This is a genomic window from Tunturiibacter psychrotolerans (assembly GCF_051013365.1).
Taxonomy (GTDB): Bacteria; Acidobacteriota; Terriglobia; order Terriglobales; family Acidobacteriaceae; genus Edaphobacter; species Edaphobacter psychrotolerans_A.
The window spans coordinates 134751-161261 of sequence record NZ_CP132941.1; the positions used below are offsets into that span (position 1 = coordinate 134751).

19 protein-coding genes are annotated in these 26511 nt (G+C 58.2%); 13 read left to right on the forward strand and 6 right to left on the reverse strand.

The window, feature by feature from the left end; translation table 11 throughout:
* Positions 1-154: 154 nt before the first annotated feature.
* The 4 genes from RBB76_RS00560 to RBB76_RS00575 all read left to right on the forward strand — a co-directional run bounded on the left by RBB76_RS00560 (position 155) and on the right by RBB76_RS00575 (position 6357).
* Entirely contained in the window at positions 155-439 is a 285-nt protein-coding gene (locus RBB76_RS00560) for a hypothetical protein (protein WP_353067388.1), read from the forward strand.
* 78 nt (positions 440-517) lie between these two features.
* Complete coding sequence (gene bufB / locus RBB76_RS00565; RefSeq protein ID WP_353067386.1) at positions 518-1405, forward strand: MNIO family bufferin maturase; 888 nt, start codon at positions 518-520, stop codon at positions 1403-1405.
* A complete protein-coding gene (locus tag RBB76_RS00570) occupies positions 1402-2283 on the forward strand; it encodes a DNA-binding domain-containing protein (protein ID WP_429633517.1) in 882 nt (293 codons plus the stop codon). Before bufB ends, RBB76_RS00570 begins: the two co-directional genes overlap by 4 nt.
* A gap of 285 nt (positions 2284-2568) precedes the next feature.
* Positions 2569-6357 carry an alpha-amylase family glycosyl hydrolase gene (locus RBB76_RS00575; protein WP_429633515.1) on the forward strand — a complete coding sequence of 1263 codons (3789 nt, stop codon included), beginning with the start codon at positions 2569-2571 and terminating at the stop codon, positions 6355-6357.
* Here the strand turns inward: RBB76_RS00575 and glgX are convergent.
* Positions 6278-8494: a glycogen debranching protein GlgX gene (gene glgX, locus RBB76_RS00580; RefSeq protein WP_429633513.1), complete on the reverse strand. Its 2217-nt coding sequence runs from the start codon at positions 8492-8494 to the stop codon at positions 6278-6280. The two genes, RBB76_RS00575 and glgX, sit on opposite strands and share 80 nt — an antisense overlap.
* A gap of 177 nt (positions 8495-8671) precedes the next feature.
* Here glgX and larE point away from each other — a divergent pair, with 177 nt between their 5' ends.
* The 6 genes from larE to RBB76_RS00610 all read left to right on the forward strand — a co-directional run bounded on the left by larE (position 8672) and on the right by RBB76_RS00610 (position 13300).
* Positions 8672-9505 carry an ATP-dependent sacrificial sulfur transferase LarE gene (larE, locus tag RBB76_RS00585; protein WP_429633511.1) on the forward strand — a complete coding sequence of 278 codons (834 nt, stop codon included), beginning with the start codon at positions 8672-8674 and terminating at the stop codon, positions 9503-9505.
* A 32-nt stretch (positions 9506-9537) separates the two neighbouring features.
* Entirely contained in the window at positions 9538-10860 is a 1323-nt protein-coding gene (gene larC, locus RBB76_RS00590; protein ID WP_429633509.1) for a nickel pincer cofactor biosynthesis protein LarC, read from the forward strand.
* 58 nt (positions 10861-10918) lie between these two features.
* On the forward strand, positions 10919-11935 hold the full coding sequence (locus RBB76_RS00595; RefSeq protein ID WP_429633507.1) for an aldo/keto reductase: 1017 nt from the start codon (positions 10919-10921) through the stop codon (positions 11933-11935).
* 90 nt (positions 11936-12025) lie between these two features.
* Positions 12026-12217, forward strand: coding sequence for a hypothetical protein (locus RBB76_RS00600; protein ID WP_429633505.1), 192 nt, complete (start codon positions 12026-12028; stop codon positions 12215-12217).
* A gap of 11 nt (positions 12218-12228) precedes the next feature.
* Positions 12229-12990 carry a nickel pincer cofactor biosynthesis protein LarB gene (gene larB / locus RBB76_RS00605; RefSeq protein WP_429633503.1) on the forward strand — a complete coding sequence of 254 codons (762 nt, stop codon included), beginning with the start codon at positions 12229-12231 and terminating at the stop codon, positions 12988-12990.
* Between the two features lie 58 nt (positions 12991-13048).
* Positions 13049-13300 carry a hypothetical protein gene (locus tag RBB76_RS00610; RefSeq protein ID WP_429633502.1) on the forward strand — a complete coding sequence of 84 codons (252 nt, stop codon included), beginning with the start codon at positions 13049-13051 and terminating at the stop codon, positions 13298-13300.
* Positions 13301-13863: 563 nt separating this feature from the next.
* Here RBB76_RS00610 and RBB76_RS00615 read toward each other — a convergent pair.
* From RBB76_RS00615 to uxaC, 4 genes are all read right to left on the reverse strand, one after another.
* A complete protein-coding gene (locus tag RBB76_RS00615; protein ID WP_429633500.1) occupies positions 13864-14640 on the reverse strand; it encodes an SDR family NAD(P)-dependent oxidoreductase in 777 nt (258 codons plus the stop codon).
* 39 nt (positions 14641-14679) lie between these two features.
* The gene (locus tag RBB76_RS00620) at positions 14680-15180 is read right to left on the reverse strand and encodes a gluconokinase (protein ID WP_429633498.1); all 501 of its coding nucleotides are present in this window, start codon (positions 15178-15180) and stop codon (positions 14680-14682) included.
* Positions 15181-15228: 48 nt separating this feature from the next.
* Positions 15229-16503 (reverse strand): lactate racemase domain-containing protein, encoded by a 1275-nt coding sequence (locus tag RBB76_RS00625; protein WP_429633496.1) that lies wholly within the window; start codon positions 16501-16503, stop codon positions 15229-15231.
* A gap of 337 nt (positions 16504-16840) precedes the next feature.
* Positions 16841-18244, reverse strand: a complete 1404-nt coding sequence (gene uxaC, locus RBB76_RS00630) for a glucuronate isomerase (RefSeq protein ID WP_429633494.1) — start codon at positions 18242-18244, stop codon at positions 16841-16843.
* Between the two features lie 243 nt (positions 18245-18487).
* Here uxaC and RBB76_RS00635 point away from each other — a divergent pair, with 243 nt between their 5' ends.
* Positions 18488-20662: a prolyl oligopeptidase family serine peptidase gene (locus RBB76_RS00635; protein ID WP_429633492.1), complete on the forward strand. Its 2175-nt coding sequence runs from the start codon at positions 18488-18490 to the stop codon at positions 20660-20662.
* 145 nt (positions 20663-20807) lie between these two features.
* Here RBB76_RS00635 and RBB76_RS00640 read toward each other — a convergent pair whose 3' ends face one another.
* On the reverse strand, positions 20808-22622 hold the full coding sequence (locus RBB76_RS00640; protein WP_429633490.1) for a hypothetical protein: 1815 nt from the start codon (positions 22620-22622) through the stop codon (positions 20808-20810).
* 278 nt (positions 22623-22900) lie between these two features.
* Between RBB76_RS00640 and RBB76_RS00645 the strand changes: the two genes are divergently transcribed.
* Both RBB76_RS00645 and RBB76_RS00650 read left to right on the forward strand, forming a co-directional pair.
* Positions 22901-25069: a beta-N-acetylhexosaminidase gene (locus tag RBB76_RS00645; protein WP_429633489.1), complete on the forward strand. Its 2169-nt coding sequence runs from the start codon at positions 22901-22903 to the stop codon at positions 25067-25069.
* 56 nt (positions 25070-25125) lie between these two features.
* Positions 25126-26469, forward strand: a complete 1344-nt coding sequence (locus tag RBB76_RS00650) for an Hsp70 family protein (RefSeq protein ID WP_429633487.1) — start codon at positions 25126-25128, stop codon at positions 26467-26469.
* The last annotated feature ends 42 nt before the right edge of the window (positions 26470-26511 follow it).

Sequence of the window (26511 nt, forward strand, 5' to 3'; positions counted from 1 at the left end):
GAGCGGCAAGGAAAAGTCCGGCGAATCATCTTCGCCGCGAACTGAATCCGAACCAAGGGCTCTCGCCGTTAAACAATTGCTACGATCTGCGTAGCCACCATCAACGTCCGGCACGTTCTTCTGCGTGCGGCTCAACCAGGAAAGGCTTATCTCTATGAAGAATTCAGCACAATCTCTCGCTCTGGCCGCTGCATTTGCAGGTCTGTTGGGCGGTACCGCTGTCCGCATGAACGCCCAGACCGCGCCGGCCAACAACACCCCCACCACCACCGCGCATGCTGGCGTTCTCATCGCCCAGGACAAGCCGGATCTTCCGAAGCACTCCTGCAAGGGCAAGAACGACTGTAAAGGCCAGGGCGGCGGCAAGCACCCCGGCAAGAACGACTGCAAAGGCAAGGGCGGATGCGCCACCGACGGCTCCAAGCCCTCGCTCGCCTAAACACCTCCCCTGTCTGGAGGCTTGGTCTTCATCGTTCAAGCCTCCAGGTTGTCTTCATCTTTTAACAAAAGGGGAGTCATGCCAGCCAATCGCTTCAACGGATTCAGCGACTACGGCGTAGGGATCGGCCTTCGCGTCCCGCACTACGACCACATCTTCGCCGAAAAACCCGTCGTCGACTGGTTCGAAATCATCTCCGAAAACTACATGGTCGACGGCGGACGAGCGCTCAAAGTCCTCGACCAGATCCTCGAACGTTATCGCGTCGTCCAGCACGGCGTCTCCATGTACTTTGGCTCCGTCCAACCCGCAGACCGCGAACACCTCAAGCGCCTCAAGACCCTCACACGCCGCACCAAGACCCCCTGGCTCTCCGACCATCTCTGCTGGGGCAGTGTCGACGGCCGTTACACCCACGACCTTCTCCCCATGCCCTACACTTTCGAAGCCGTGAAGGCTACAGCGGCCCGTATTCGCGAAGTACAGGACTACCTCGAGATCCCCATTGCCGTCGAGAACGTCAGCAGCTACGCTGAATTCCACGAGTCTCAGATGACCGAGTGGGAGTTTCTCAACGAAGTCGTCGAAGCCGCCGACTGCGGCATTCTGCTCGACGTCAACAATATCTACGTCTCCTCCCAGAATCACGGATTCAATCCCTTCGACTATGTCAACAGCGTTCCCGCAGAGCGCGTCGCGCAGATTCACATCGCCGGCCACTCCAAGTTCGAAAAATACATCCTCGACACCCACGATCATCCCGTCCTCGATCCCGTCTGGCACCTCTACGCTCGAGCCATTGAACGCATAGGTCCCACCGCAACCCTCCTCGAATGGGACGACAACATCCCCTCCTTCGACGAAGTTCACTCCGAAGCCCTCAAGGCGACCCAATATCTCACGCCAACCGAACCTCTTCCCCTGAACCAGACAGCAGAAGATCTTCGAGAGGTCGTCCACCAATGAACCTCCTCGAACTGCAACGTCGTATGGCCGAAGACGTGATGCGTCCCCTCACATCGGACTTCCAAATGCAGCCGCAAACCTCCGATGGGCGCTCGACCGATGAACTTGCCAACAGCTACATCAAGCCCAACGATCGCCTCTCCTCCTTCGACCGCCTCGAAATCTACAACCGCCAATACTGGTTCCGCGTCATCGGAGCGGTCTCAGAAGATTTCCCCGCGGTCGGCGCCGTCCTCGGAGCGAAGAAGTTTGACGCCATGATTCTCGCCTACCTTCGCGAGAACCCCTCCACCTCATTCACCCTTCGCAATCTCGGCTCCAAGCTGCCAACGTGGCTCGAAGCACACCCAGAGTTCTCGCCACGTCGTCACAAACTCCTCCTCGACGTCGCCCGCCTCGAATGGGCTTACGTCGAAGCCTTCGACGGAGCCGACCTCCCGCCCCTCACCGCCGCCGACTTCGGCGACCTCGGTGGCGCGTCGAAACTCCATCTCCAACCTCACTTGCAACTACTCGACCTCCGCTACCCCGTCGACGAACTCGTGCTCGCCGTACATCGCCAGACCGCGCCCAGCGACATCATGAGCAACGCCGTCACCGAGCGCAAGCAACAAAAGCGAACCAGCCTTCCCGCAATGCGTCGATCTCAAATCCACCTCGCAGTCCACCGCTACGACAACTCCGTCTACTACCGCCGAATCGACCAGGAGGCCTTCCGCCTTCTCTCCGCCCTTCAGAGCGGTACTCTCCTCGGCGAAGCGCTCGAAGTCGCCTTCACCGGAAGCTCCCTCTCCCCCGAAGATCAGGCCGCGAAGATTCAGGAGTACTTCGCACACGCCGCAGAGCTGGGCTGGTTCTGCAAGCAGCAGGAAAGCTGACTCCAACCGTAAAAACCCTCCAACTCTGACAAGCGTTCTTCAAGCTGACACGTCGAGCGCGTATCATACCGATCTGGCACCTCCGCGCCGATAAGGTGCGCCGGTTGCGACTCGCGCCGAAGACTGTCATCCTTATTCCAAGCTGTTGACGAAGCATCCATTTCGTCGCAATCGGCCTCCGACAATGCAGGCCGATCTCTGTGGCCACCGTCTTCTCGAAACACCACAAAACCAATCCATTAGGATTGGAGCGCTACCAGGCACCATCTGCACGAGGAACCCTGCATGGAATTCCATATCTCCGGCGATCTGCGAAAAAAACTAGACCTCGACGATCTGCTCTTCAGCTACACCGGCAACATCGTCTTCGGCAACGTCGCTGCAAGCCGAAATCTGGCCAAACAGCTCGAAGATCTGCGCACCCAGCAGACTGGCCAACCTGGAGTCGTCAACGCCGGCGCACTCTTCGCCATGGGCCTGATCGACGAACTGAATCATGCCATGATCGCCCGGTATCGCAAGGAGATCGATCCAGCAGTCTTCGCCGACGCCGTACGCTGGTTCACCGGCCACGCGAAACCCGAAGAGATCCAGCGCCTCCTCCTCAAATTCACCGAGCAGTTTCCTAACGTAGCCGTCCATCGCGGCGAGCTCACCGCGGCCGAGTGGCTCAACGGCACAACCGACGGCCAGCCAAACCGCGAAGCCGCCCTCGAAGAACTCCTTCTGCTCTGGCTCGCCAACATCAACCCCGCCTTCTCCCCCTTCCGCGAGCTCTTCGAAGACACCCCCCTCAAGCAGCAAACGATCTATCAAACCGTCACCGCCGCCTTCCCCGACTACTTCGTCACCCGCCCGCCGCTCTCCGAATCCGGAACCCTCCTCGACGCGCTCCGCGCTCCCCTGCTCGCCTCGCCCGACTCCCTCACCGGCCAGCTCGACTACATCCGCGAGCACTGGCCCAAATATCTCGGCGAAGACCTTCGCCGCGTCCTCCTCGCCATCGACGTCCTCCGCGAAGAAGATCTCGCAATCTGGATGCGCTTCCATCCACCCGGACCAGACCAGTACCGCCACGGCGCACCCGGCCGCGGAGGCGAAGGCTTCGTCGGCGACGAGTACATCGGCTTCGAAGACGAGTACATCACCGGCCCCGACGGCACCCGCCAACGCCGCTACGGCCACGACTACCAGGCACCCCTCAACGAATACGAAGCCTTCAGCGCCGACCAGGCCTGGATGCCCACCGTCGTCCTCATGGCCAAGAGCACCTACGTCTGGCTCGAGCAGCTGTCCAAAAAACATCTCCGCCACATCCACCGTCTCGACCAGATCCCCGACGAAGAGCTGCACCTCCTCGCCGACCGTGGCATCACCGGCCTCTGGCTCATCGGCCTATGGGAGCGAAGCGTCGCCTCACGAACCATCAAGCGCCTCCGCGGCCACCACGATGCCGTAGCCTCCGCCTACTCGCTCAAGGAGTACCAGATCGCCGAAGACCTCGGCGGCAACTACGCCTACGAAAACCTCCGCGACCGCGCCGCCCGCGCAGGCATCCGCCTAGCCAGCGACATGGTCCCCAACCACATGGGCATCGACTCCAACTGGGTCATCGAAAACCCCGACTGGTTTCTCTACCGATGGGAGAGCCCCTTCCCCGTCTACCGCTTCGAAGGCCCCGACCTCTCCAACGACAGCCGCGTCGAAATAAAAATTGAAGACCATTACTACGACCAATCCGACGCCGCCGTCGTCTTCCGCCTTCGCCACCACCGTGACGGAGCCACCCGCTACATGTACCACGGCAACGACGGCACCACCTTCGCCTGGAACGACACCGCCCAGCTCGACTACTCCAAAGCAGCCGTCCGCGAGCATGTCATTCAGGTCATCCTCCACGTCGCCCGCCTCTTCCCCATCATCCGCTTCGACGCCGCCATGGTCCTAGCCAAACGCCACGTCCAGCGACTCTGGTTCCCTCTTCCCGGCACAGGCGGCTCCATCCCCTCACGCGCCGAAAACGCAATGCCCCAGGATGAGTTCGACGCACTCATGCCCCACGAGTTCTGGCGAGAAGTCGTCGACCGCGTCGCCGCCGAAGTCCCCGGCACCCTCCTCCTCGCCGAAGCCTTCTGGCTCCTCGAAGGCTACTTCGTCCGCACCCTCGGCATGCATCGCGTCTACAACAGCGCCTTCATGAACATGCTGCGCGACGAAGAGAACGCCAAGTACCGCTCCTACCTCAAAAAGACCATCGAGTTCGACCCCGACATCCTCAAACGCTACGTCAGCTTCATGAGCAACCCCGACGAGCGTACCGCCATCGACCAGTTCGGCAGCGGCGACAAATACTTCGGCGTCTGCACTCTGCTCGCCACGCTCCCCGGCCTGCCCATGTTCGGCCACGGCCAGATCGAAGGCTACACCGAGCGCTACGGCATGGAGTTCAAGCAAGCGAAGATGGAAGAGTGGCCCAACGAGAGTCTCGTAGCCCGCCACCAGCACGAGATCGCACCTCTCCTCAAGAACCGACATCTCTTCGCCGAAAGCACCAACTTCGTCCTCTATGACTTCTGGACCGAGTTCGGCAATGTCGACGAAAACGTCTTCGCCTATTCGAATCGCTTCCACGGCCAGCGCGCCATTATCCTCTACAACAACAGCTACGGCAGCACCCGCGGCACCATTCACTTCTCCGCAGCCTCCGTCGACAAAGCCACCGGCCACCTCCGTCAGCGAAGCCTAGCCGAAGGACTCGATCTCCCCTACAACTACTTCACCTTCTTCGCCTACCGCGACACCGCACACGGCCTCGAATATCTCTGCCGCAGCACCGATCTCCACCACACCGGCTTAACCATCGATCTGCGCGGCTATCAATATGCGGTCCTGCTCAACTGGCGAGAACTTCGAGCCACCGCCGACCAACCCTGGGATCAGCTCTTCGACGCACTCAACGGCGCCGGAGTCTACAGCGTCGAAGAGGCGTTATCCAAACTTCGCCTGCGCCCCCTGCATGAAGCCTTCCGCCAGGCTCTCAGCGAGAATCACATTCGCGCATTCACTAGCGTAGCCTCGGAGATTGCAAACAAAGGAGCCGCGTCCACCACAACGAAACTCGCCGCGGCGAACAGCAACGACAAGCCTGAAGCCACTGCAACAAAGGCGCCACAGCCAATCGCCAGCGTTCAAGCGCCCGCAGACGCCCCCCTCGCTCCACCTGAACAACTCCGTCTCAACCCCCGACTCCAGCCATTCGTGAAATGCAGTCAACGCTTCTTCGAAAAGGTGCTCCAGGATCTACCTGCAGAAGAAGACACGACGCAATCGAACGTACCCACCGAGTCAATTCCAACTCCAACCTACAAAGACCTGTGCGAGTCCATGACGAAGGCGGCTCTTCATCTCATCTCGATGACTCAAGGTCTTTCCATCGCCTTGCCGCCAGCCGCAACCCGCTTCCTCCCCACCGCCAAAACTGCCTTTCCGACAGAGCAAATCTGGGCGCCTGTTCTGGCCTGGATCACTCTCCGCAGTCTCCCGCGTCAGAACGACCAGGCAGCTCTCTTCGACAAGCTCCAGTTGCGCTCAGCACTCTCAGAGACATTCACCGCCATCGGAATGGAGGGAGAAAACACATGGCGTGCCGCTGCTCGCGTGCGAATCCTGCTATCACACAGCGACACACCTCCAGCAGTCACCAGAACCGAACAGTTTTGGTCCGACCCAGACGTTCGCTGGCTCACAGGAGTCAACGAGTCTTCCGGCGCCACTTACTTCAACAAAGAGGGGTTCGAAGAGCTCCTCGGCTGGCTGCAGCTTCCTGCTCTCATCAAACTCGCGCAGCAATCTCCGATCAACCTCGACTCAATCAAGGCGCTCGGAACAGCCGTCTTGGAATCCTGCAAATCAGCGCAGACATCCGGGTACAACCTGGAGCTCTATCTCCATCCCGAACAACTCAAAGTGGCCGTGACGCAAGTCGCCAGCGATCCTAAACCAACGACGCCCCCTGCTTCGGAGGCAAAGCCGGCGCCGAAGAAACCGAAGAAGCCGACTCCGACGACCCGCTGATCGATGAAACTGCCTCATCGCTGAACAGCTTCAATGCCCGGCCGCCAACAATGATCTTTCCGTCGACCTCCGCGCAAGTAAAGGGACTCTCGATGTTCTCCGTATCAATCACCTGACACCACGGTTTTCCCGAAGGTGACGCGGGCAGCACATACTCAACTCCGCCCTCGGCCGCATTCACAACCAGAAAAAAGCTGTCGTCGACGACACGCCTGCCGTCCTCGTCGGTCACCTGCAGTGTCCGGCCGTTCAGCAGAACAGCCACTGAACGGTTCCACTCCGTAGTCCAGGCTTCGTCCGAAACCTGCTTGCCATCGGTACTGAACCAGGCAACATCCTTGATCACGATATCCTCGCCTTTCCGGCGAATCTCGCGGTCCTGAAAAAACTTTCGCCGATGCAGATTCGGATGAGCGAGGCGGAAGTGAATTAGCTGACTCGTAAAATCCAGCACTCGCTTGCGAGGTTCGTCGAGATCCCAGTCGTGCCACGTAAGCTCGTTATCCTGGCAGTAGCAGTTATTGTTGCCCCGCTGAGACCGCGCTATCTCGTCCCCGCCATTCAACATCGGCACTCCCTGGGACAGCATTAGCGTAGTCAGAAAGTTTCGCGTCTGTCTCTCTCGCAACAGGTTGATCGTTGCATCGTCGGTCAGACCCTCCGCTCCCATGTTCCACGAATCGTTGCTGTCCGAACCATCCCTGTTGTCTTCGCCATTGGCCTCGTTATGCTTCTGGTTGTAGCTAACCAGGTCACACAGCGTAAAGCCGTCATGCGCCGTTACAAAGTTGATGCTCGCATAAGGCTTGCGCCCGTCGTCCTGGTAGAGATCGCTCGATCCCGTCAGACGATTTGCAAGAGCGGACAACTGTCCCCCGTCCCCCTTCCAAAAGCGCCGGACAGTGTCGCGATACTGTCCATTCCACTCCGCCCATAGAACAGGAAACTGCCCCACCTGATAGCCTCCTTCGCCAACATCCCACGGCTCGGCGATCAGCTTCACGTCTGCAAGCGTGGGGTCCTGGTGAATCGTGTCGAAAAACGACGACAATCGGCTGACATCATGAAGCTCCCGCGCAAGCGTCGCCGCAAGATCAAAGCGAAAACCATCCACATGCATCTCGGTAACCCAGTAGCGCAGCGAGTCCATCAGCATCTTCAATACCTGTGGAAGCCGCACGTTCAACGTATTGCCTGTGCCTGTGTAGTCGACGTAATAGCGAGGATTGTCCTCTTTGACTCTGTAATAAGTAGTGTTACAAACTCCTCTCCAGCACAGCGTCGGGCCAAGCTCATTGCCTTCGCACGTGTGGTTGTAGACCACGTCGAGGATGACCTCAATCCCAGCCGCGTGCAGCGCCTTCACCATTCGCTTGAACTCATTCACCTGCCCGCCGGTATCTCCGCAGGAGCTGTAACGGGCCATCGGGGCAAAATACCCCAGCGTGTTGTAGCCCCAGTAGTTCACCAACCCCTCGCCAACAAGATGTCGTTCATCGATAAAGTGATGAATAGGCATCAGTTCAACCGCAGTCACTCCAAGCTTCTTCAGATAATCAATGCTGGTTGGACACGCGAGGCCAGCATAGGTGCCACGAAGTTCCTCCGGAACCGCCGGATTCCGAATACTGAAACCCTTCACATGCATCTCGTAGATCACAGAGTCAGCCAGCGGAGTCTCGGGTGGGCAATCATCGCCCCAATCAAACTTGCTGTCGATCACCACACTCTTCGGCACGCCATCCGCACTGTCGTGCGGACACATCTTCAGATCGTCTCCGGACGCAGCATCGTGCCCGAAGATTGGCTTCTGCCAATCAACCTGCCCCGACAGCGCTTTGGCGTATGGATCGACCAGCAGCTTATGTGCATTGAAGCGACGCCCACGCTCCGGCTCCCAGGGTCCATCCATCCGATAGCCGTAAAGCTGCCCCGCTTTGATATTGCGAACAAGGCCATGCCAGACATAGGCCGTCCGCTCACGCAAATACAAGGAATCAACCTGTTTGCCTTCCGCGTCGAAGAAACAAAGCTCAACCCTCGTCGCGCCCTCTGAAAAAATGGCGAAGTTCGTGCCTATACTCGTCACGGTCGCGCCCAGAGGGTACGGTCGGCCTGGTAAAAGTGTGCGATTCATATTGTCTTACTACCTCCGATGCAGTGAGCCGTCTTCAGTTACCGCGAAGTATCAAAAACCATCCTCACACATGTCCATCCAAAAATTCGTCACCATTCAAAATCTACCCGACAGCTCCCCCGTCATTCCAACCCACCGTCTCCCCACCCCGCCCGCTCTGGCCTACAATCAAACCAGATGGATCTCGCCGCCAAATCCGCAAAGCTCCACGAGACCCTGCAGCAACTCGGCAGCGTCCTCGTCGCCTACTCCGGCGGCACAGACTCCGCCTACCTCGCCTACGCCGCCCACCAGGCTCTCGGCGAAAACATGCAGGCTGTCATCGCCGACTCCCCCTCCCTCCCCCGCGCCGAACTCGCCGCCGCCCTCGCCTTCGCTGCCGACCACAACATCCCCATCCAGATCCTCCGCACCGACGAGCTCGAAAACCCCGACTACCAGCGCAACGACTCCCAACGCTGCTTCCACTGCAAAGACGAGCTCTTTCAGCAAATGGAGCAAGCCCGCGCCTCCCGCAACTTCGCCCACATCGCCTACGGCATGAACCTCGACGACCGCGCCGAGTTCCGCCCCGGCCAGCAAGCCGCCGCGCAACACCACGCCGTCGCCCCACTGGTCACCGCCGGCCTCACCAAACAAGAGATCCGCACCCTCTCCCACCAGGCCGGTCTCAAACTCTGGGACAAGCCCGCCAGCGCCTGCCTCGCCTCACGCATCGAATACGGCCGCCCCGTCACCCGCGAGAATCTCTCCCAGGTCGAGCAGGCCGAAGCCGCACTCCACGCCCTTGGCTTCCCCCAGGTCCGCGTCCGCCACCACGGCGACCTCGCCCGCATCGAAATCGCCCGCGACGACCTCCCTCGCGCCCTCTCCCTCCCCACACTCCAGGCCATCACCGCCGCCATCAAGCCCCTCGGCTTCCTCTACGTCACACTCGACACCGAAGGCTACCGCTCCGGCTCCATGAACGACACCCTCCTCGCCGCCTCCTCCATCCAGCCCGCTCGATAACGCCACACTCCGAACATGAAACAATAATCTCCATGCGCATCGCCTATCTCGACTGCTTCGCCGGCATCAGTGGCGACATGTTCCTCGGAGCCCTCCTCGACGCCTCAGTCGACCCAAACATTCTCCACGAAGCCGTAGCCGCCCTCAATCTCAACGCGACCCTCAAAATCGAAAAAGTCGACCGCAGCGGAATCTCCTCCACCAAGGTCCACGTCTACGAAGGCTCAAAACTAGCCGAAGCCCCCACCCAAAAAACACCAGCAGCAGACCACAACCATCAGCACACCCACACACACCAACACCATCCCAAAACCCAGCACCAACACAAGGCCGGCCACACCCACGAACATGACCACACCCACGGCCGCTCCCTCACAGTCATCCGCGACCTCATCAACGCAGCCTCGCTACCCCCCACCGTCAAACAAACAGCCATCCAGACCTTCGAACTTCTCGGCGTCTCCGAAGCCAAGATCCACAACGTCCCGATCGAGAAAATTCACTTCCACGAAGTAGGCGCAGTCGACGCCATCGTCGACATCGTCGCCGCCTCCGCCGGCATCCACGCCCTCGCCATCGACAAGTGGTTCTCCTCCTCCCTCAACGTCGGCGGCGGCATGGTCGACTGCGCCCACGGCCGCTTCCCCGTCCCCGCACCCGCCACCGCCGATCTCCTCCGCGGCCTCCCCACCTACTCCGCGCACATCGAAAAAGAGCTCGTCACCCCCACCGGCGCGGCACTCATCCGCGCCCTCGCTCCCACCTTCGGCCAGCAACCTGCCATGCGCGTCGAACACATCGGCTACGGCGCCGGCACCCGCAACCCGAAGGATTTCCCCAACGTCCTGCGCCTCAGCATCGGCGAAGCCGACGACTCCGCACACCCGAAACACGAGCCCTCCAAACACCACGCCCACGACGCCCAAACCGTCACCGTCCTCGAAACCGCACTCGACGATCTCTCCCCCCAGATCCTCGCCTACGTCTCCGAGACCGCTCTCGCCCAGGGCGCACTCGACGTGATGCTCACCCCGGTCATCATGAAAAAGGGCCGCCCCGGAACCCTCCTCACCGTCCTCTGCAATCCATCCGACAGCCCCGCCCTACAGCAATTAATCCTTCACGAAACCAGCACCCTCGGCCTTCGCATCCGTCAGGACAGCCGCGTCTGCGTCGATCGACACCACGCCCACGTCACCACACCCTACGGCGACATCCGCGTAAAGATCGGCACGCTCAACGGACAAGAGTGCAACATCGCCCCCGAGTTTGAAGACTGCCGCACCGCCGCCACAAAACACAACGTTCCTTTGAAGCTCGTTCAACAAGCAGCCATCGCCGCCTACCTCAAGTAATCCGCCTTGCCCACGCAACCTGCATCAAACAAGAGAGCAACTGACAGGAGCACCAAGCATGGAGCGCAGAGACTTTCTCAAGACCGCAACCGCCGCCAGCGTAAGCGCAGCGATCCCCCTCAACGCGCAGACCTCTCAGGCCACCAGCCAACCCACAAAGCGCGCAGAATCACCCAACATGATCTACCGCGAACTCGGCACCACCGGCGAGCGCGTCTCCGCCATCGGTATGGGCGGCTATCATCTCGGGAAACAGAAGGACTCCGCCGAAAGTATCCAGCTCATCCACGCCGGCGTCGACCGCGGCATCACCTTCCTCGACAACTGCTGGGACTACAACGACGGCATCTCCGAAGTCCGCATGGGCCAGGCCCTCCGCAACGGCTACCGCCAAAAGGTCTTCCTCATGACCAAAATAGACGGCCGCACCGCCGACGAATACAACAAGCAACTCGAACAATCCCTCGGCCGTCTCCAAACCGACATGATCGACCTCGTCCAGTTCCACGAGGTCATTCGCATGGAAGACCCCGACCGCATCTTCGCCCCCGGCGGAGCCATCGAAGCCGCCGTCGCCGCCCGCAGCGCGGGAAAGATCCGCTACATCGGCTTCACCGGCCACAAAGATCCCGCCGTCCACCTGCGCATGCTCGAGACCGCGCAAAAACACAGCTTCCACTTCGACACCGTGCAGATGCCGATCAACGTCATGGACGCGCACTTCCGCTCCTTCACCAAAGAGGTCATGCCCGTCGCACTCAAACAGGGCATCGGCGTACTCGCCATGAAGACCTTCGGCGACCACTTCATCCTCAACAGCAACACCGTCCAACCCATCGAAGCACTTCACTACGGCCTCATGCAACCTGTCTCAGTCGTCATTACCGGCATCGACAACACCCAGACACTCGACCAGGCGTTCGAAGCCGCACGAACCTTCAAACCCCTCGACCAGGCCCAGATCAGTTCCCTGCTGGCCCGCACCGCCACCGCCGCCAGCGAAGGCAAATTCGAACTCTTCAAAACCACCAACCACTTCGACGGCACCGCCGCCAACCCAAAGTGGCTAGGTTAGAAGCTCAACAAAACGGTGCGCACGCAATCATCAAAGATGACACTAGACGAATTTAGAGGTTTGAAGAGATTCGAAGATCAACGGGTTCGCATGACCTTTGCTGATGGCGAAGAAATCGTTGCGACGCTTTTCAGCATCACCACAGACTTGGACGAAAGCCAGCACCTAATTTATGAAAAGGTGGAGCAATCAACTGTTGCTCGTCCCAACCTAGACGCAGCGGGTGGCTACTATTCGCCGGGAGAGCAACTAATCAGCTGCGTCTTAGAACCACTAGACTAAGTAAAAGACAGATGAACAAAACCACCCTCCTCGAACTCCTCGCCGCCGTCCAGTCCGGAACCATCACCCCCACCGACGCTACCCAGCGCCTCGCCGACATGCCCTACGAGGACATCGGCCACGCCCGCATCGACCACCACCGCACCCTCCGCCTCGGCCTCCCCGAAGTCATCTACGCTCAGGGAAAATCCCCCCAGCAAACGACAGAGATCTTCACCCGCATGGCCGCCGCAGGCACTGACGTCCTCGCTACCCGCGCCGACACCGCCACCGCCGCCCTGGTCCTCGCGTCCTTCCCCGCCGCCGTCCACCATGCTTCAGCCCGTGCCATCACCCTAAAACAATCTCCCCCCGAGGACCCAAAGGGCCACATCGCCATCCTCAGCGCCGGAACCAGCGACCAACCCATCGCCGAAGAGGCTGCCGTCACCGCCGAACTCTTCAACTCCAAAGTCACCCGGCTCTACGACGTAGGCGTAGCCGGACTCCACCGGCTTCTCTCCGTCCGTGACCAACTCACCAGCGCCGATGTCGTCATCGTCTGTGCCGGAATGGAAGGCGCCCTCCCCTCGGTCGTAGGCGGACTAGTCGGCGTCCCCGTCATCGCCGTCCCCACCTCAGTCGGCTACGGAGCCAGCTTCGACGGCGCCGCCGCTCTTTTGGGAATGCTTAACTCCTGTTCACCCAACGTTACCGTAGTAAATATAGACAACGGCTTCGGAGCGGCCTACACTGCCGTATTAATCGCTCGTGCGTCTGCTCGTCGTAGCTGAAAGGACGGGCATTGTTAGCAGAATCCGCTATCAAAGCATGACGAAAGGCGGTTTCAAAATGCTTCCCCATGACGACAAACCCTGGGCAAAGACCCTTGCACGCATCGTGATCTGCGTGACGATCGTTGCGCTGATCGGCCTGTCCCTCTTTCTTGAGAGTCGAAACATGTTTCACATCCCAGAGATGGTCGGCGTCTTCCTGCTCTTCCTCACCATTGTTCCCCCAAACCTGGCCGTGCTCTATCCCTGGATCCTGCCCACCCAACACAAAAACGGCAGCAACCAGGTCACGAAATCCACCGTTCGATAAGCCTCCGCTGTCGCTTTTTCCGTGTCCTTCCGCACCCATCGTGAACAGCGCTGCGGAAGACTGATCCTGCGCAGTTCACAGCCTCATCTTCTCTCGTTGTTGTCCTCTGCTTCTCGTTGTTGTCCTCTGCTTTTCTTGTTGTCATCCCCGAAGGGGATCTGCGGTTGTCCTTGCCTCTACACTTGCCTTCAATGTCATCCGCCGCATCTGACTAGAAGCTGTCAAGCCCTCATCTCCACCAACTCCATTTGAAACAACAAGATAACCGTTGCGCATGAGTTATAGCCAAATAGCTATACTGAATGAAGCTAACAAATACCACCTCAAAGAGCCGCGGAGATCCCCACGGCTCTCTAACGTTTAACACGAAGATATTTCCCGCAAGTAGCACATTTAAAGTATTTTAGGCGTAACATATTTAGAATCAATATTTTACAGACAGGACCACCCTGTAACCAATTGAAAGTAAGTATTTTACGTCCAAAATGCCCCAAAGGGGGGAGGGGGGTACCACCGGGCAGGAAGACGTACAGATTCATACCATCGTCTGCGGTAGGCAACTTCTACTGATTCACTCCGCTTGCAAGAAAACCGCCATCGACCACGAGAATTTCGCCCGTGACAAACGACGAGGCATCACTAGCAAGAAAGATCGCCGAACCCACCAGTTCAGCAGTCTTCCCGAAGCGTCCCATGGGGGTACGCATTAACAACTCTTTACCCCGTTCGCTCTCGTCCAGCAGCTTTTGATTCAACGCAGTCCGAAAGACGCCTGGAGCAATCGCGTTCACAGTCACGCCCTGCGCACTCCACTCCACCGCCAGAGACTTGGTCAACGCCCCAACCGCAGCCTTGCTCGCCGCGTACGCCGTCACCTCTTTCAGGCTAACGAACGTATTCAGCGAAGCGATGTTGATGATGCGCCCATAGCCCCGCTCCAGCATATGCCTGCCGAAGACCTGGCAAGCCCGAAGCGTGCCGGTCACATTCGTATCCATGATGCCGTCCCAGGTCTCCTCCGAGACCGTCAGCGTCGGCTCCCGCTTGATCCTGCCCGCGCAGTTCACCAGGATATCCACCTTGCCGAACGCCTTCACCGTCCCATCCAGCAGTACCTGCAGACTCCCCCGATCCGCAACGTCCGAGGTCAACCGCAATGACCGCCGCCCCGTCGCCTCAATCGCCTTCGCTGCCTCATCCACCTGCTCCATCCGCCGCGAGCTCGCCACTACATCCGCACCAGCCTCCGCGAGCCCTACCGCCATCGCCAAGCCGATACCTGACGTCCCCCCCACCACCACCGCCGACTTGCCACTCAAATCAAACAACGGATGCCCCATAGACAATGCCTCTTCTTACCTCAAATATTCTCGAAAAACTCAGTTCTTTCCCGGCAAGACCTGCGCAAGAATCTGACTGACAACCTCATCTGGCGACCGATCATTTATAACCCGCACCGCATCACTGGGCATCTCGAGCGTCGCAAGCTGACTCTCCAAGAGCTTCGCACTCATGAACTCATGCTTCCGCTCAGCCAACCGAGCCGCAAGCAGCTCCTTCGACGCCTCGAGCACGATAAAGCTTACCGCACCATTCGGCATTCCCGCTTGCAGCGTAACCCGATAACTCGCCTTCAACGCAGAGCATGCCAGAACACCGCTCTTCTCTTCTGCAAACCATTCTCGCAAGAGCCGATTCAGCGCCTCAAGCCACGGCTGACGATCCTCATCGTTGAGCGGATGACCTGCTGCCATCTTCTCCTTGTTCGCCAACGGATGATAATCATCTCCATCGGCAAACACAGCGCCCGCACGCTTAGCCAGCAGCGTCCCAATCGTAGTCTTGCCAGATCCGCTTACACCCATCAACACAACGATCATCCAACAGCATCCTCTCGATCATCATCAACAACGGCAACCATGCAGAATCTAGCTCTGGAAGCGACCCTGATAAGCCCAGAGCCCAAGACCTGGATTGGAGATATAGAAGATCTCTTCCCCATCGACTGTGTTCCAACCGTCTGCAAGCGTGGCCGGGTTGTACTTCGATGTCATCTCCGCCAAGTCGCCATACTCTAAGTGAACGCCCTCGATCTCCTCGCGGGTCAGATGGCCTGGGCAATATCGGATCGTGAACCGCCCTTCGCTGGAACCATGGATGAGGTGAGCGGCCGCACTGAGGTTGCCCGCCAACTGAGGATCTTCCCTGGCCGCTTCGAAGGTGCGAGGCGTTCCGCAGTACCCATACTTCCTGATCAGCACATCAATGGCAGCATCCTCCCCGAACTCGTGGACCCCGGGGGCCAGCACGATCAATTCAGCCTCATCCGCAAGCGCCATGCGAGTCCGATAGATGCTCTTGTTTCCCAGCCACGTACTTTTGAACTCGTGGGGATCGAGGAAAACAACCGCCTTCTTGATCTCGTGATCCATCATCTTGAAGTTGACTTGGAGACTGAGATCTGCGGCGAGTTCAAAGCACTCCGAATCGTCACCAACATAGAGGCCGCGAATGACCAGCTTCCCGTCGATGTTTTTGGCTACCACCGTCTGCACATAGACGATAGGCATCCCGCCAGCGAAGTGCTCACTCGCATAGTTAAGGACGCGGCGAACGGGCGTATCAGCGCGCCCCATCATGCGCTCCATGCCGTATACCGCGCCGAGGAAGTGGCTGCGATGAATTCCGATGGCGCCGCCCGTGCCTATGAAGATGTTTTTGTTGTAGTTCGCCATGCCGACGACTTCATGGGGAACTACCTGGCCTATAGAGAGGATGAGATCGTGGCCCCCGTCTCGTAGCAATTTGTTCACTTGGGCTGGCCAGGTGTAATCGAGCTTTCCTTCGCTCACTTCGTACATGAATTCGCCTGGAACTTCTCCTAGCGTGACGACGTCATTGCGCCAGTCATGGTTGCGGAAGAGAGTTCGCGGAGTTGCGCCGTACATCGTCGAGATTTCCTGGTCGGTCATGGGCTTGTGAGTCCCTAGTGCGGGGAGAATGTCGACGAGTTTGTCTCCGTAGTACTGCCACGCTAGTTCGGTAAGGACGCCGCTTTGAGAGTGCATTCGCGTGAAATCAGGAGGAACGGCAAGGACTTTATTGCGCTGGCCTAATTTGTCCAGAGCCTGGAACAGGTTTGATCGCACTTCTGCAGGCGACATCTCTGTTGTTGCGCTTCCAGCGGCAAAAAAGAGGCTCATGGGTTTTGATCTTACTCCCGGTACTGGTGGTGGGGTGCGTTGAGTTGAGTTGGAAAAATTGTGCTTTGCGAGAAAAAAAATCCTTGTGGTGTGTCGTGCTGCTTTTCATCCATTTCGCTGTGTTTTTGAAGGGGGTTGGAAGAAAATGTGTGAGTTTGTGATGGTGTTTTGGTGGTGAGAACGTGGTGGAATGCGTGGCTAACGTGGACCAGGAACCGCGTTGAATTGGATCGAGAAAAATACGCCACGATTTTCAATTATTTTAACGGTCGCCGCGGTTTATTCAGTACACCGATAGGTCGTAGTCCTCCTCTTTGTTAGACCGTCCATGGCCGCTTCAGAGCTTGTAGGCCTTTCGGACCAGGTTGACGGTGAGGTCCTGGATTACTTCGAAGGCTTCGTCTTCATCGAGCCGATGTTCGGCGACCAGGCGGGCGAGGAAGGCGCAGTCGATGCGGCGGGCCACGTCGTGGCGGGAGGGAATGGAGAGGAGAGCGCGAGTGTCGTCGTTGAAGCCTACCGTGTTGTAGAAGCCGGCGGTCTCGGTGGCCTGCTCGCGAAAACGCATCATGCCCTCTGGGGAGTCATGGAACCACCAGGGGGGTCCAAGTTTGAGTGCGGGGTAATGTCCGGCGAGAGGAGCCAGTTCCCGGGAGAAGGTGGTTTCGTCGAGGGTGAAGAGGATGAAGGTCAGGCGCTGATCATTTCCATAGCGATTCAGCAGAGGTTGAAGGGCCCGGACGTATTCGGTTGGCGAAGGTATGTCGGCTCCTTTATCGCGTCCGAATTTCTCGTATAACTGCCGGTTGTGGTTGCGGACCGAACCGGGGTGAAGCTGCATGGTGAGACCGTCCTCGACGCTCATACCGGCCATCTCGGTGAGCATTTGAGCACGGAAGAGTTCCTGTTCCTCGGGAACGGAGCGGCCGGACAGAATTCGCCCGTAGAGAGCGGATGCAGCGTGTGGGTCGAGATCTGCGGTCATGGCCGTTGGGTGACCCTGATCGGTGGCGGTAGCCCCCATGGACTTGAAGAAGGCGCGGCGGTTGCGCAGAGCGTTGAGGTAGCCCTGCCAGGTGCCGACGTCTTCGCCGGTAATCTGGCCTAGTTTTTGGATATTGTCGAGGAAGCCGGTGTGATCAGCGTCAATGAGAGAGTCTGGCCGGAAGGTCGGCAGCACGCGACCTCGCCAGCCCGATTCCCTGATGGCTTTGTGGTACTCGAGAGTGTCGATGGGAGAGTCTGTGGTGGAGAGGACCTCGATGTTGAACTGCTCGTAGAGCGCACGGGGTCGGAACTCGGGTGTCTGTAGTTTCTTTGCGATGACTTCGTAGTATTCGTCTGCATTCTCAGAGCTGAGCCGTTTGGTCAGGCCGAATTGATTTTCTAGGGAGTAGTCGAGCCAGAGACGGGTGGGGGTTCCTCGGAAGAGATAGTAGTTCTTCGCGAAGATGCGCCAGACCTCTTTCGGGTCGACCGACGCAGCGACGCCGTCGAGCGATGGGATGCCGAGCGACTCCAGCGAGATTCCCTGGGAATAAAGCATGCGAAAGATGTAGTGATCAGGCTGAATGAGAAGGGCCGCAGGATTGGCAAAGGCTTCGTTCTCGGCAAACCAGCGAGGGTCAGTGTGGCCGTGGGGCGATATGATCGGCAGATCCCGGACCGTCTCGTAGAGTTTTACGGCAACCGACCGCGTTTCGCTGTCCGCGGGAAATAGCCTGTTTTCGTCGAGAATCATCCTTCATCACCTCTTCAGAAGCTGCCGGCGTTCGGAAAAACGTCGCCTATGAAGCGTATCAAAGATTTGACCGTACCTCGAACAAAAGGTGACTTGACGGATTTCATTGATAGCGGGTGAAGGTTCAAGGTCAAGGACGGCGCGATTTCACGGGGTTAATTGTGCGAAATGGAAGTACACTTCCTACCAGCATCGGCCCAGCGTTAGATTTCAACCCAAATCCTAAAAAGGACAGGAATTGCCATGCGCGATCTCATAAGGGTTCTGCTGGTTTTCTCCCTGGTCAGCACTAATTTGGCCATTGCCCAACCCAAACTGCCTGACACGCCGGTGCGAGCCGTGACAGATGACTACTTCGGCACCAAGGTAGCCGACCCTTACCGATGGCTTGAGGATACGACTGCTCCCGAGGTCGTGGCCTGGATGAAAGCCCAGAACGATTACACGCGCAGTGTTCTGGCAAGCATACCGGGACGAGGGCCGTTGCTGGATCGTATTAAGGCGCTGGACAACGCGGGCGATGTTGTCTCGGCACTGCAGGTGTGGGGTGGACGCTATTTTTACTTCAAGACCCAGCCCGGCTCTGATAACCGGAAGCTTTATGTGCGGGACAAATTGAATGCACCGGAGCGTCTGCTCGTAGATCCTGAAAAGTTGACCCAGGCAGATGGAAAGCATTTTTCGATTGACTACTTTCAGCCGTCGCTTGACGGGAAGTATGTGGCCTATGGCGTCTCGGTTGGCGGATCGGAAGAGAGCATACTGCATGTGATCGAAAGTGCCAGCGGGAAAGTGCTTCCTGACACGATCGACCGCGCTCAATTTGGGCAGCCCAATTGGCTGCCTGATCATTCATTTTTCTATACTCGAACCCAGAAATTGACGGCGGATTCAGCACCGACAGCGAAGTACCAGAAACTACGTACCTATCATCATGTTCTGGGCGCCAACCCGGACAAAGAAGATGCCGTCTTCGGATACCAGGTGTCTGCTGACGTAAAGGTGACTGAGGACGACTTCCCTCTCGTCGCATTTTCTCCAGGCGCCCCCAAGTATCTTGTCGGAGTGATATTTCACGGGGTGAAGCACGAGAAGGATTTGTATGTTGCTCCATTCCAGGCGGACGCGAATGCAAAGATGATCTGGAAGAAGGTTGCTGATCAATCGGATGCGATTACAGGGTTTGACGTGCGTGAGGACAGTCTCTTTCTGGTGTCTCATAATCAGGCGTCTCGCTTTAAGGTTTTACGAACCGCTCTCGACAAGCCAGACCTCGATCATGCGACGGTGATTGTTGCGCCGAGCGATGTGGTTGTTGTCGGTATTGCAGCTGCGAGCGATGCGCTTTATGTGCAGGACCTGGACGGAGGGATCGGACGACTGCGGCGGTTGTCTTATCACGACGGGGCTATTGAGCCGGTGAAGCTGCCGTTTGATGGAGCGATTCAGACGCTGGTCACGAATCCAACCGAAGCCGGGGCCTGGCTGGAACTGACGTCGTGGACGAAGTCGCCACTGTGGTATGCGCTGGATTCGCGGTCACAGAAGCTGACAGACACGGGGCTCGTGGCTCAGTCGCCGGTGGACTACTCGCAGGTGGAGTCGGAAGAGGTGAAGGTAAAGAGCGCGGACGGAACGATGGTGCCGCTGTCGATTATTCACAAGCGTGGACTAGTGCTTGATGGATCGCATCCGACCTGGCTGGACGGCTATGGGGCCTATGGGATCACACTCGATCCGCAGTTCAGTCCTATACTGCTGGCATTTTTTGAACGCGGAGGCATATCCGCGGTGGCTCACGTCCGCGGCGGCGGCGAATATGGCGAGGATTGGCATCTGGCGGGGCAGAAGTCGACCAAGCAGCACACGATTGATGACATGGTGGCGGCGGCTGAATACCTGATCGAGCACAAGTATAGCTCTCCGGCGCACATGGCCGGCGAAGGCACCAGCGCCGGCGGAATCACAATTGGTGGCGCCATTACGCAGCGTCCAGATTTATTTGGCGCGGCTTTGATTCGAGTCGGGGATTCCGACTCGCTTCGCTCCGAACTGATGGCCAGTGGGCCGGCAAATATTCCGGAGTTTGGAACGGTCAAGGAACCCGATGGCTTTAAGGCGCTGTATGCGATGGATGCATATCAACATGTAAAACCAGACACGGCGTATCCAGCGATACTGCTGACTACTGGAGCTAACGACCCACGCGTTGCGCCGTGGCAGGCAGCAAAGATGACCGCACGTTTGCAGGCTTCCACCAGTAGCGGTAAGCCGGTTTTACTGCGCGTCGACTATGACGCGGGACACGGAATGGGTTCGACCAAGACGCAACGCGACGAAGAGCGGGCGGATGAAATGGCTTTTCTATTTTGGCAATCAGGTGTGTCCGGATTTCAGCCAACACCAGTGCACAAATGAGTGTGGATCATTTTTGGAACACGCTCAGGCGTGCGGATTCAGGGAACTAGTGCTGTCGTCGATGTTTAGATTTGGCTCGGCGTCTCAGTATGCCGAATAAAAAAGGCACCCCGAAGGGTGCCTTTTTTATGTGTTGCGAAAGCTACTACGGGAGGTAGTAACGGAGGCTGGTGAAGACCATGTTGTTGTTGGCCTTCGGGGCGCCACCGACACCGGCCCAGGCATTACGCTGGAGATAGCTGTACTGCATAGCGTACTGCAGGCGGCCGTATTTGGGGTTGTTGTAGAAGCGATAGACAAACTCGCCGGTGAGTTCGGAGATTGCGCGGGTTGCACCCAAGCAGTTTGCCGGTGTACCCGGGCTGTAAGGCGGGTTTCCGGCAACGCCGATGCTGCCAAGACCGGAGGTTGGGGTTGTGGGAAGGGTCTCGATGCCGCAACCTGTGTTGGCGCTGGTGATGGGCGCATAACCAACCACTTTGCCGGCATCCGCACCTACTGTGCTCAGGTAGGTAGTACGCTGCGCGTATTCCGTACCGTAGTAGACGTCGAGATCGAGTTTCTTCTGCGGGTGAAGTTCGAGCGAACCAAGGAACTGGTAGTTCTTGATGGGCTCGAGCGTTCCATCGGGATGCGCAGTGACGTCAGGCAAGGTCGACGTGCCGTAGCGGCCTACGCCGGTGCCGCCGAGGAAGTGGAGGCCAAAGTCCGCATAGTGCGTAATGGGCGTGCGGGCGTTGGCGAAGAAGCCGCCACCGACCTTGGTGTTGTTGGTTCCACCCACGGCGGATGGGACGGTGAGAGTCTGGTTGGGGTAGTAACGGTCGCGGAACCAACGAACCAGGCCGCCGGCCTCAAAGTGGGCAGCTCCCATATCGTAGGTACCCTTGACGATCAGGTCGGGGGCTACGTTGTTGGAGTAGTTGGCAGTGAGGTTATAGAGACCGCCACCCGCGCCTGCGTTGCCGATGAAGAAGTTTGCGTTCGCGTTGGTTGCCGAGTAGATGATCTCAGCTTCTTCAACGGAGACCGCACCCGTGAAGCCGCCAATCTTCTGCTGGAACCTTACGCCGGGCTGACGCTCCCAGCTGAAACCGACGTTGTACTGGGCGTCAACGGTTGCTGGCAGGTTCTCGGTGCGGTTATCTGTGCTCTTCTTGGTCTCGGTGACGAGTGACCACATCTGACCGCCGGTTACAGTGAATCCGCTGTTGGTTCCGGCCTGCGCGAAGATCTGACGCTGACGAAGAACATAGCTGTTGCTCTGGTTCTCGTTGCTGCTGGCGCCTGCGCCGAGGAAGTCAGCTTCGACGTAACCCGCGAAGTGGAACGGTCCAGGGTTGGACTGGAAGAGCGCACCAAGTCTGCTCTGACGGCCAGAGAAGTTCAGCTCGCTGGTATGGGCCTGCCCCGCACCGGGGTAAGGGGTAGCGTTGAAGGGGGTGTTGACATCAGCGTTGAGCGCACGTTGACGGTAAACACCTTCAGCCGCGAAGAAGGCAACCGGAGTAATGGTCACGCCTTTGTAGTGGATGGCGAGAGGCGATTCGAGTTCGTCGGTAATCTGCTTCTTTGTATCGCTGATGGTCTGGGCGAGGCCGACGTTGGTCGTCTTGAGGTCGGTCACGGTGCTGTTCAGGCTGGAGACGGCATCAGCGTTGGTCGAGACGGACGAACTGAGGCTATCCGCTTTTGCTGTGGCACTGGCGGCAGCAGCTTCAGCACTCTGAGCAGCCGCCTGAGCGGCAGCGAGCTTCGCGTCCTTGTCGGCGTTCTGCTGTTTGAGAGCGTCGATCTGAGCCTGCTGGTTCTGCATCTGCTCGCGCAGCTCGCGGATCTGGCGCTCCACCGGGCTCTCTTTCGGCGCCTTCTTGTGAGCGGTCGCCGTACCGGTCTTCTGTGTTGCCGTGCTCGTTTGCGCCTGGAGAGATATTGAACTGATAACCAATATCGCTGCCATGGTCGCTCGTAGTTGCTTCGTCATGGAACCTCGCAGAAATATGAAAGGCACAAGGACAACAAGAGAGCGGGTAGGCCTTCTAGCCTCTCCAACTTTCTTCCTTTGCTCTTTGAACCATGCTCACAAAGTCATATGAACAGAGGAATAATTTGTGTGGTATTCACGGAGAAAATACGTTGTTCTGTGGAAATTTTACGAATCGCTGACATTTTTTCAGATTTTGGGGGGAACTGAATAGGTACCTGCACAGGTCGCAGAACTAAGTTACCTTTGTCCTCATGTATTTTTTTCGTCTCGGTACCCTGCTGGTCGGCTTTGGCGTGCTTGGCTCCTTTGCTTCGGCACAACCCTCTATTAAGTTGATCCCCATGCCGCGTGAGATTCGTGCGACGGCCGATCAAGCATTGACGCACGGCGTTCGCATCGTCTGTACTGCGCCTTGCGCTGCGGAAGATAAGTTTGCCGCTGACGATCTGGCGATGACGCTACAGACGCAGGGTATTCAAGCTGCCTCGGCAACCGGGGTTCAGATTGAGCTGGTGCGGCTTGCGGCTCATCCCGACGCTAAGTTTACCGAGGAGATGAAGGCGGAAGGCTACATGATCGTCACGGGCGCGGGCGGACTGACGGTCATCGGGGATTCGGCTGCCGGGGTGTTCTATGGAGCGCAGACCGTCAAGCAACTCATTGAGGGGGACGGTGGACGCGCGGTGCTTCATGGGGCGAATATCAGGGACTGGCCGGCGATGAAGTACCGCGGGCTCGATGATGACCTGTCGCGGGGACCGGTGACTACGCTGGAGTTTCAGAAGCATCTGATTCGGACGCTGGCTGCCTATAAGGTCAATCTTTATTCTCCCTACTTCGAACATACCCAGCAGTATGCGTCGAACCCTTTGATGGCCCCGCCCGGGGGGAGCGTTTCGGCTGATGAGGCCAGAGAGCTGGTGGCGTATGCTCGGCTCTATCATATTGATGTGGTGCCGGAGCAGGAGGCGTTTGGACATCTCCACCATAATTTGAATTGGGAGCAGTACCAGCCGCTGGCGGAGACTCCGCATGGGGCGGTGCTGGCGCCGGGGCAGCCGGGATCGCTTGCGCTGATCAAGCAGATGTTTACTGAACTTGCAGCACTCTACCCGGGACCCTTTTTGCATATCGGCGCGGATGAGACGGTCGACCTTGGTCTGGGGCAGACCAAGGCAGATGTGGATGCTCGCGGGCTCGGGGTGGTTTATCTGGATTTTCTGCAAAAGATAGTCACGGAGTTGAAGCCGCTCAATCGCCGGTTCCTTTTCTGGGGAGATATCGCGCAGGATTCACCGGATCTGCTGAAGGGTCTGCCGCAATCGTTTAAGGATTCAACGATCGCGATTGCGTGGGTTTATAACCCGGAGCCTCGTGGGTATGACCGCTTCTTGACACCGTTTACAAACGCGGGGATGGAGACGTGGGTGGCACCGAGCGTCAATAACTTCCGCAGGGTGTATCCGAACAATAACTATGCGCTTGCCAATATTCAACGCTTTACTGCGGATGGGCAGCGGCTGGGGTCGACGGGACAGCTGAACACGATCTGGAACGACGACGGCGAAGGACTCTTCAACCAGGATTGGTATGGGATTCTGTTTGGTGCCGCGGCGGCTTGGCAGAAGGGGGAGTCGTCGATTCCGGACTTCCAGGATTCTTATGCGCAGGTATTTCATGGCGACGCGACGGGCGATCTGAATGAGGCGCAGAAGGAGATGATGCTGGCTCATTCGGTGCTGAAGGATCAAGCGAAGGAAGGTGATGGAACGAACAGCATCTTCTGGCTGGACCCGATGTCGAAGGATGGGTTGAGGATTGGGGCGCAGGTGCTCCCATATGCGCATGAGTTGCGGCTGCATGCGGAGCGAGCGCTGACTTTGATTGCGCAGGCGAGGGCTGCTGCACCGGCTCCAGCGCCAGTTTCGACGGAGCCTAAGGCTTACGATCCGGCGGACTCTTATCCGAGCGCGCCTACGACCCTGCGCGAGACTGCAGCCATCGACGCACTGGAGTTGGGAGCGCGGAGGATGGATCTGATCGGGCTGAAGTTTCAGTTGGCCGAGGAGATTGCGGAGGGTTATCAACGCGCCTACGCGATGCAGAACACGACGGACAAGAAACAGCGCATGAGTGTAAGTCGTGAACTTTCAGACATCAATGGGGCCAATGGGCGGATTCAGGATTACATTGACGCCTATTCCCTGCTGCGTGATCTGTACGAGCAGGCGTGGTACCGCTCCAACCGTGCGTATGGGCTGCGTCCGGTGCTCGAACACTACGATTACACGGTGGGAATATGGGAGGCCCGCAGCGACAGACTTCGCAGCGCGCAACGTCAGTGGTCCGATACTCATACGCTCCCGCCGGCTGCCGATCTGGGCATCCCGCCGCCGGCTCCGGCTCCCGCGCCGAAGTAGGTAATTTGTAAGAGTAAGTAGCGCACTTGTCGGGAGATCTGGCAATCTAGAAGACCATGCTTTCGACGCACTCTATCGGCCCCAGACTTGGAATTGATTTCGGCACTACGAACAGCTCAATCGCATCTGCTCGCGGAGACGGGACAGTGGAGCTGGTTTCCTTCCCTACTGCGGCAGCGGCAACGGAGTCGTTTCGTTCCGTGCTTTACCTGGAACAGCATAAGCATTCCGGCCGCACTCAGATTAAAGGATTCACGGGGCCACAGGCGATTGAGCATTATCTTCATGCCGAACACAAGGGCCGGCTGATTCAGTCGCTGAAGTCTTACCTGACCAGCAGAACACTGACTGGCACAGAGGTGTTCGGACGGCGGTACACCATTGAGGATCTAATCTCGCGAATCCTCACCGATCTGCGATTGTCTGCGGAACGGCAGTTTGGGCATCCTGTTCGACAGGCTACGGTGGGGCGTCCAGTCCGATTTGTCGGAGCCGACAGCGTTGAGGACGATGACTTCGCGGTGCAGCGGTTGCGACAGGCGTTCCTTCACGCAGGGTTCGAGTCGGTCGAGTTCGAGATGGAGCCGATTGCGGCAGCTTATGCGTACGAATCAACTCTCGATCATGACGAACTGATCCTGATTGGGGACTTTGGCGGGGGTACAAGCGACTTCTCGCTGCTGCATGTTGGCCCTGGAGTTCGTGCGCGTGGACGGACGGCAAAGGATCTCCTGGGCAACAGCGGATTGGGGCTTGCGGGCGATAGCTTCGATGCGAGGATTGTCCGCAAGCTGGTCTCTCCCGCGCTGGGCTCGGACAGCTTCGAACGTTCCTACGCTCATGCTTCAGATCGTCCGGCAAGCATTATCCCGGCGGCTCCTGCCTGGATCTACGCCAACCTCGAACGCTGGCACTATCTTTCTTTTCTGAAGACACGGAATGTAGCCGAGATACTGAAGAGCGCTCGAGCACGGGCCCAAGAGCCGGAGAAGATCGAAGCGTTGATCAACTTGATCGAAGAGGATCTTGGATACCAGCTTCATCACGCGGTCCAGCGTTTGAAGGTCGATCTGTCAAATCATGAGTCCGCCGAGTTCCGTTTCCGCGACGGGAGCATGGACCTCGTCGCGACAGTTGAGCGCGCAGAGTTTGAGGGCTGGATCGTCGAAGACCTCGAATCGATCGAGAGATGCGTGGACACGCTGCTCGCCGCCAGCAACATCTCGACACGAGAGGTCGACCGCGTGTTCTTGACTGGAGGGACTAGCTTCGTGCCGGCAGTTCGACGCATCTTCGAGTCCAGATTTACCCCGTCGCGAGTCCGCACCGGCAATGAATTTACGTCGGTTGCGCGGGGGCTTGCTCTGCGAGCTGAGGAAGCTTGCGCAGGGGGATACTAAGGATGTTACGGAATGGGATGACAGCTCGCGTCTGCTGCCGGT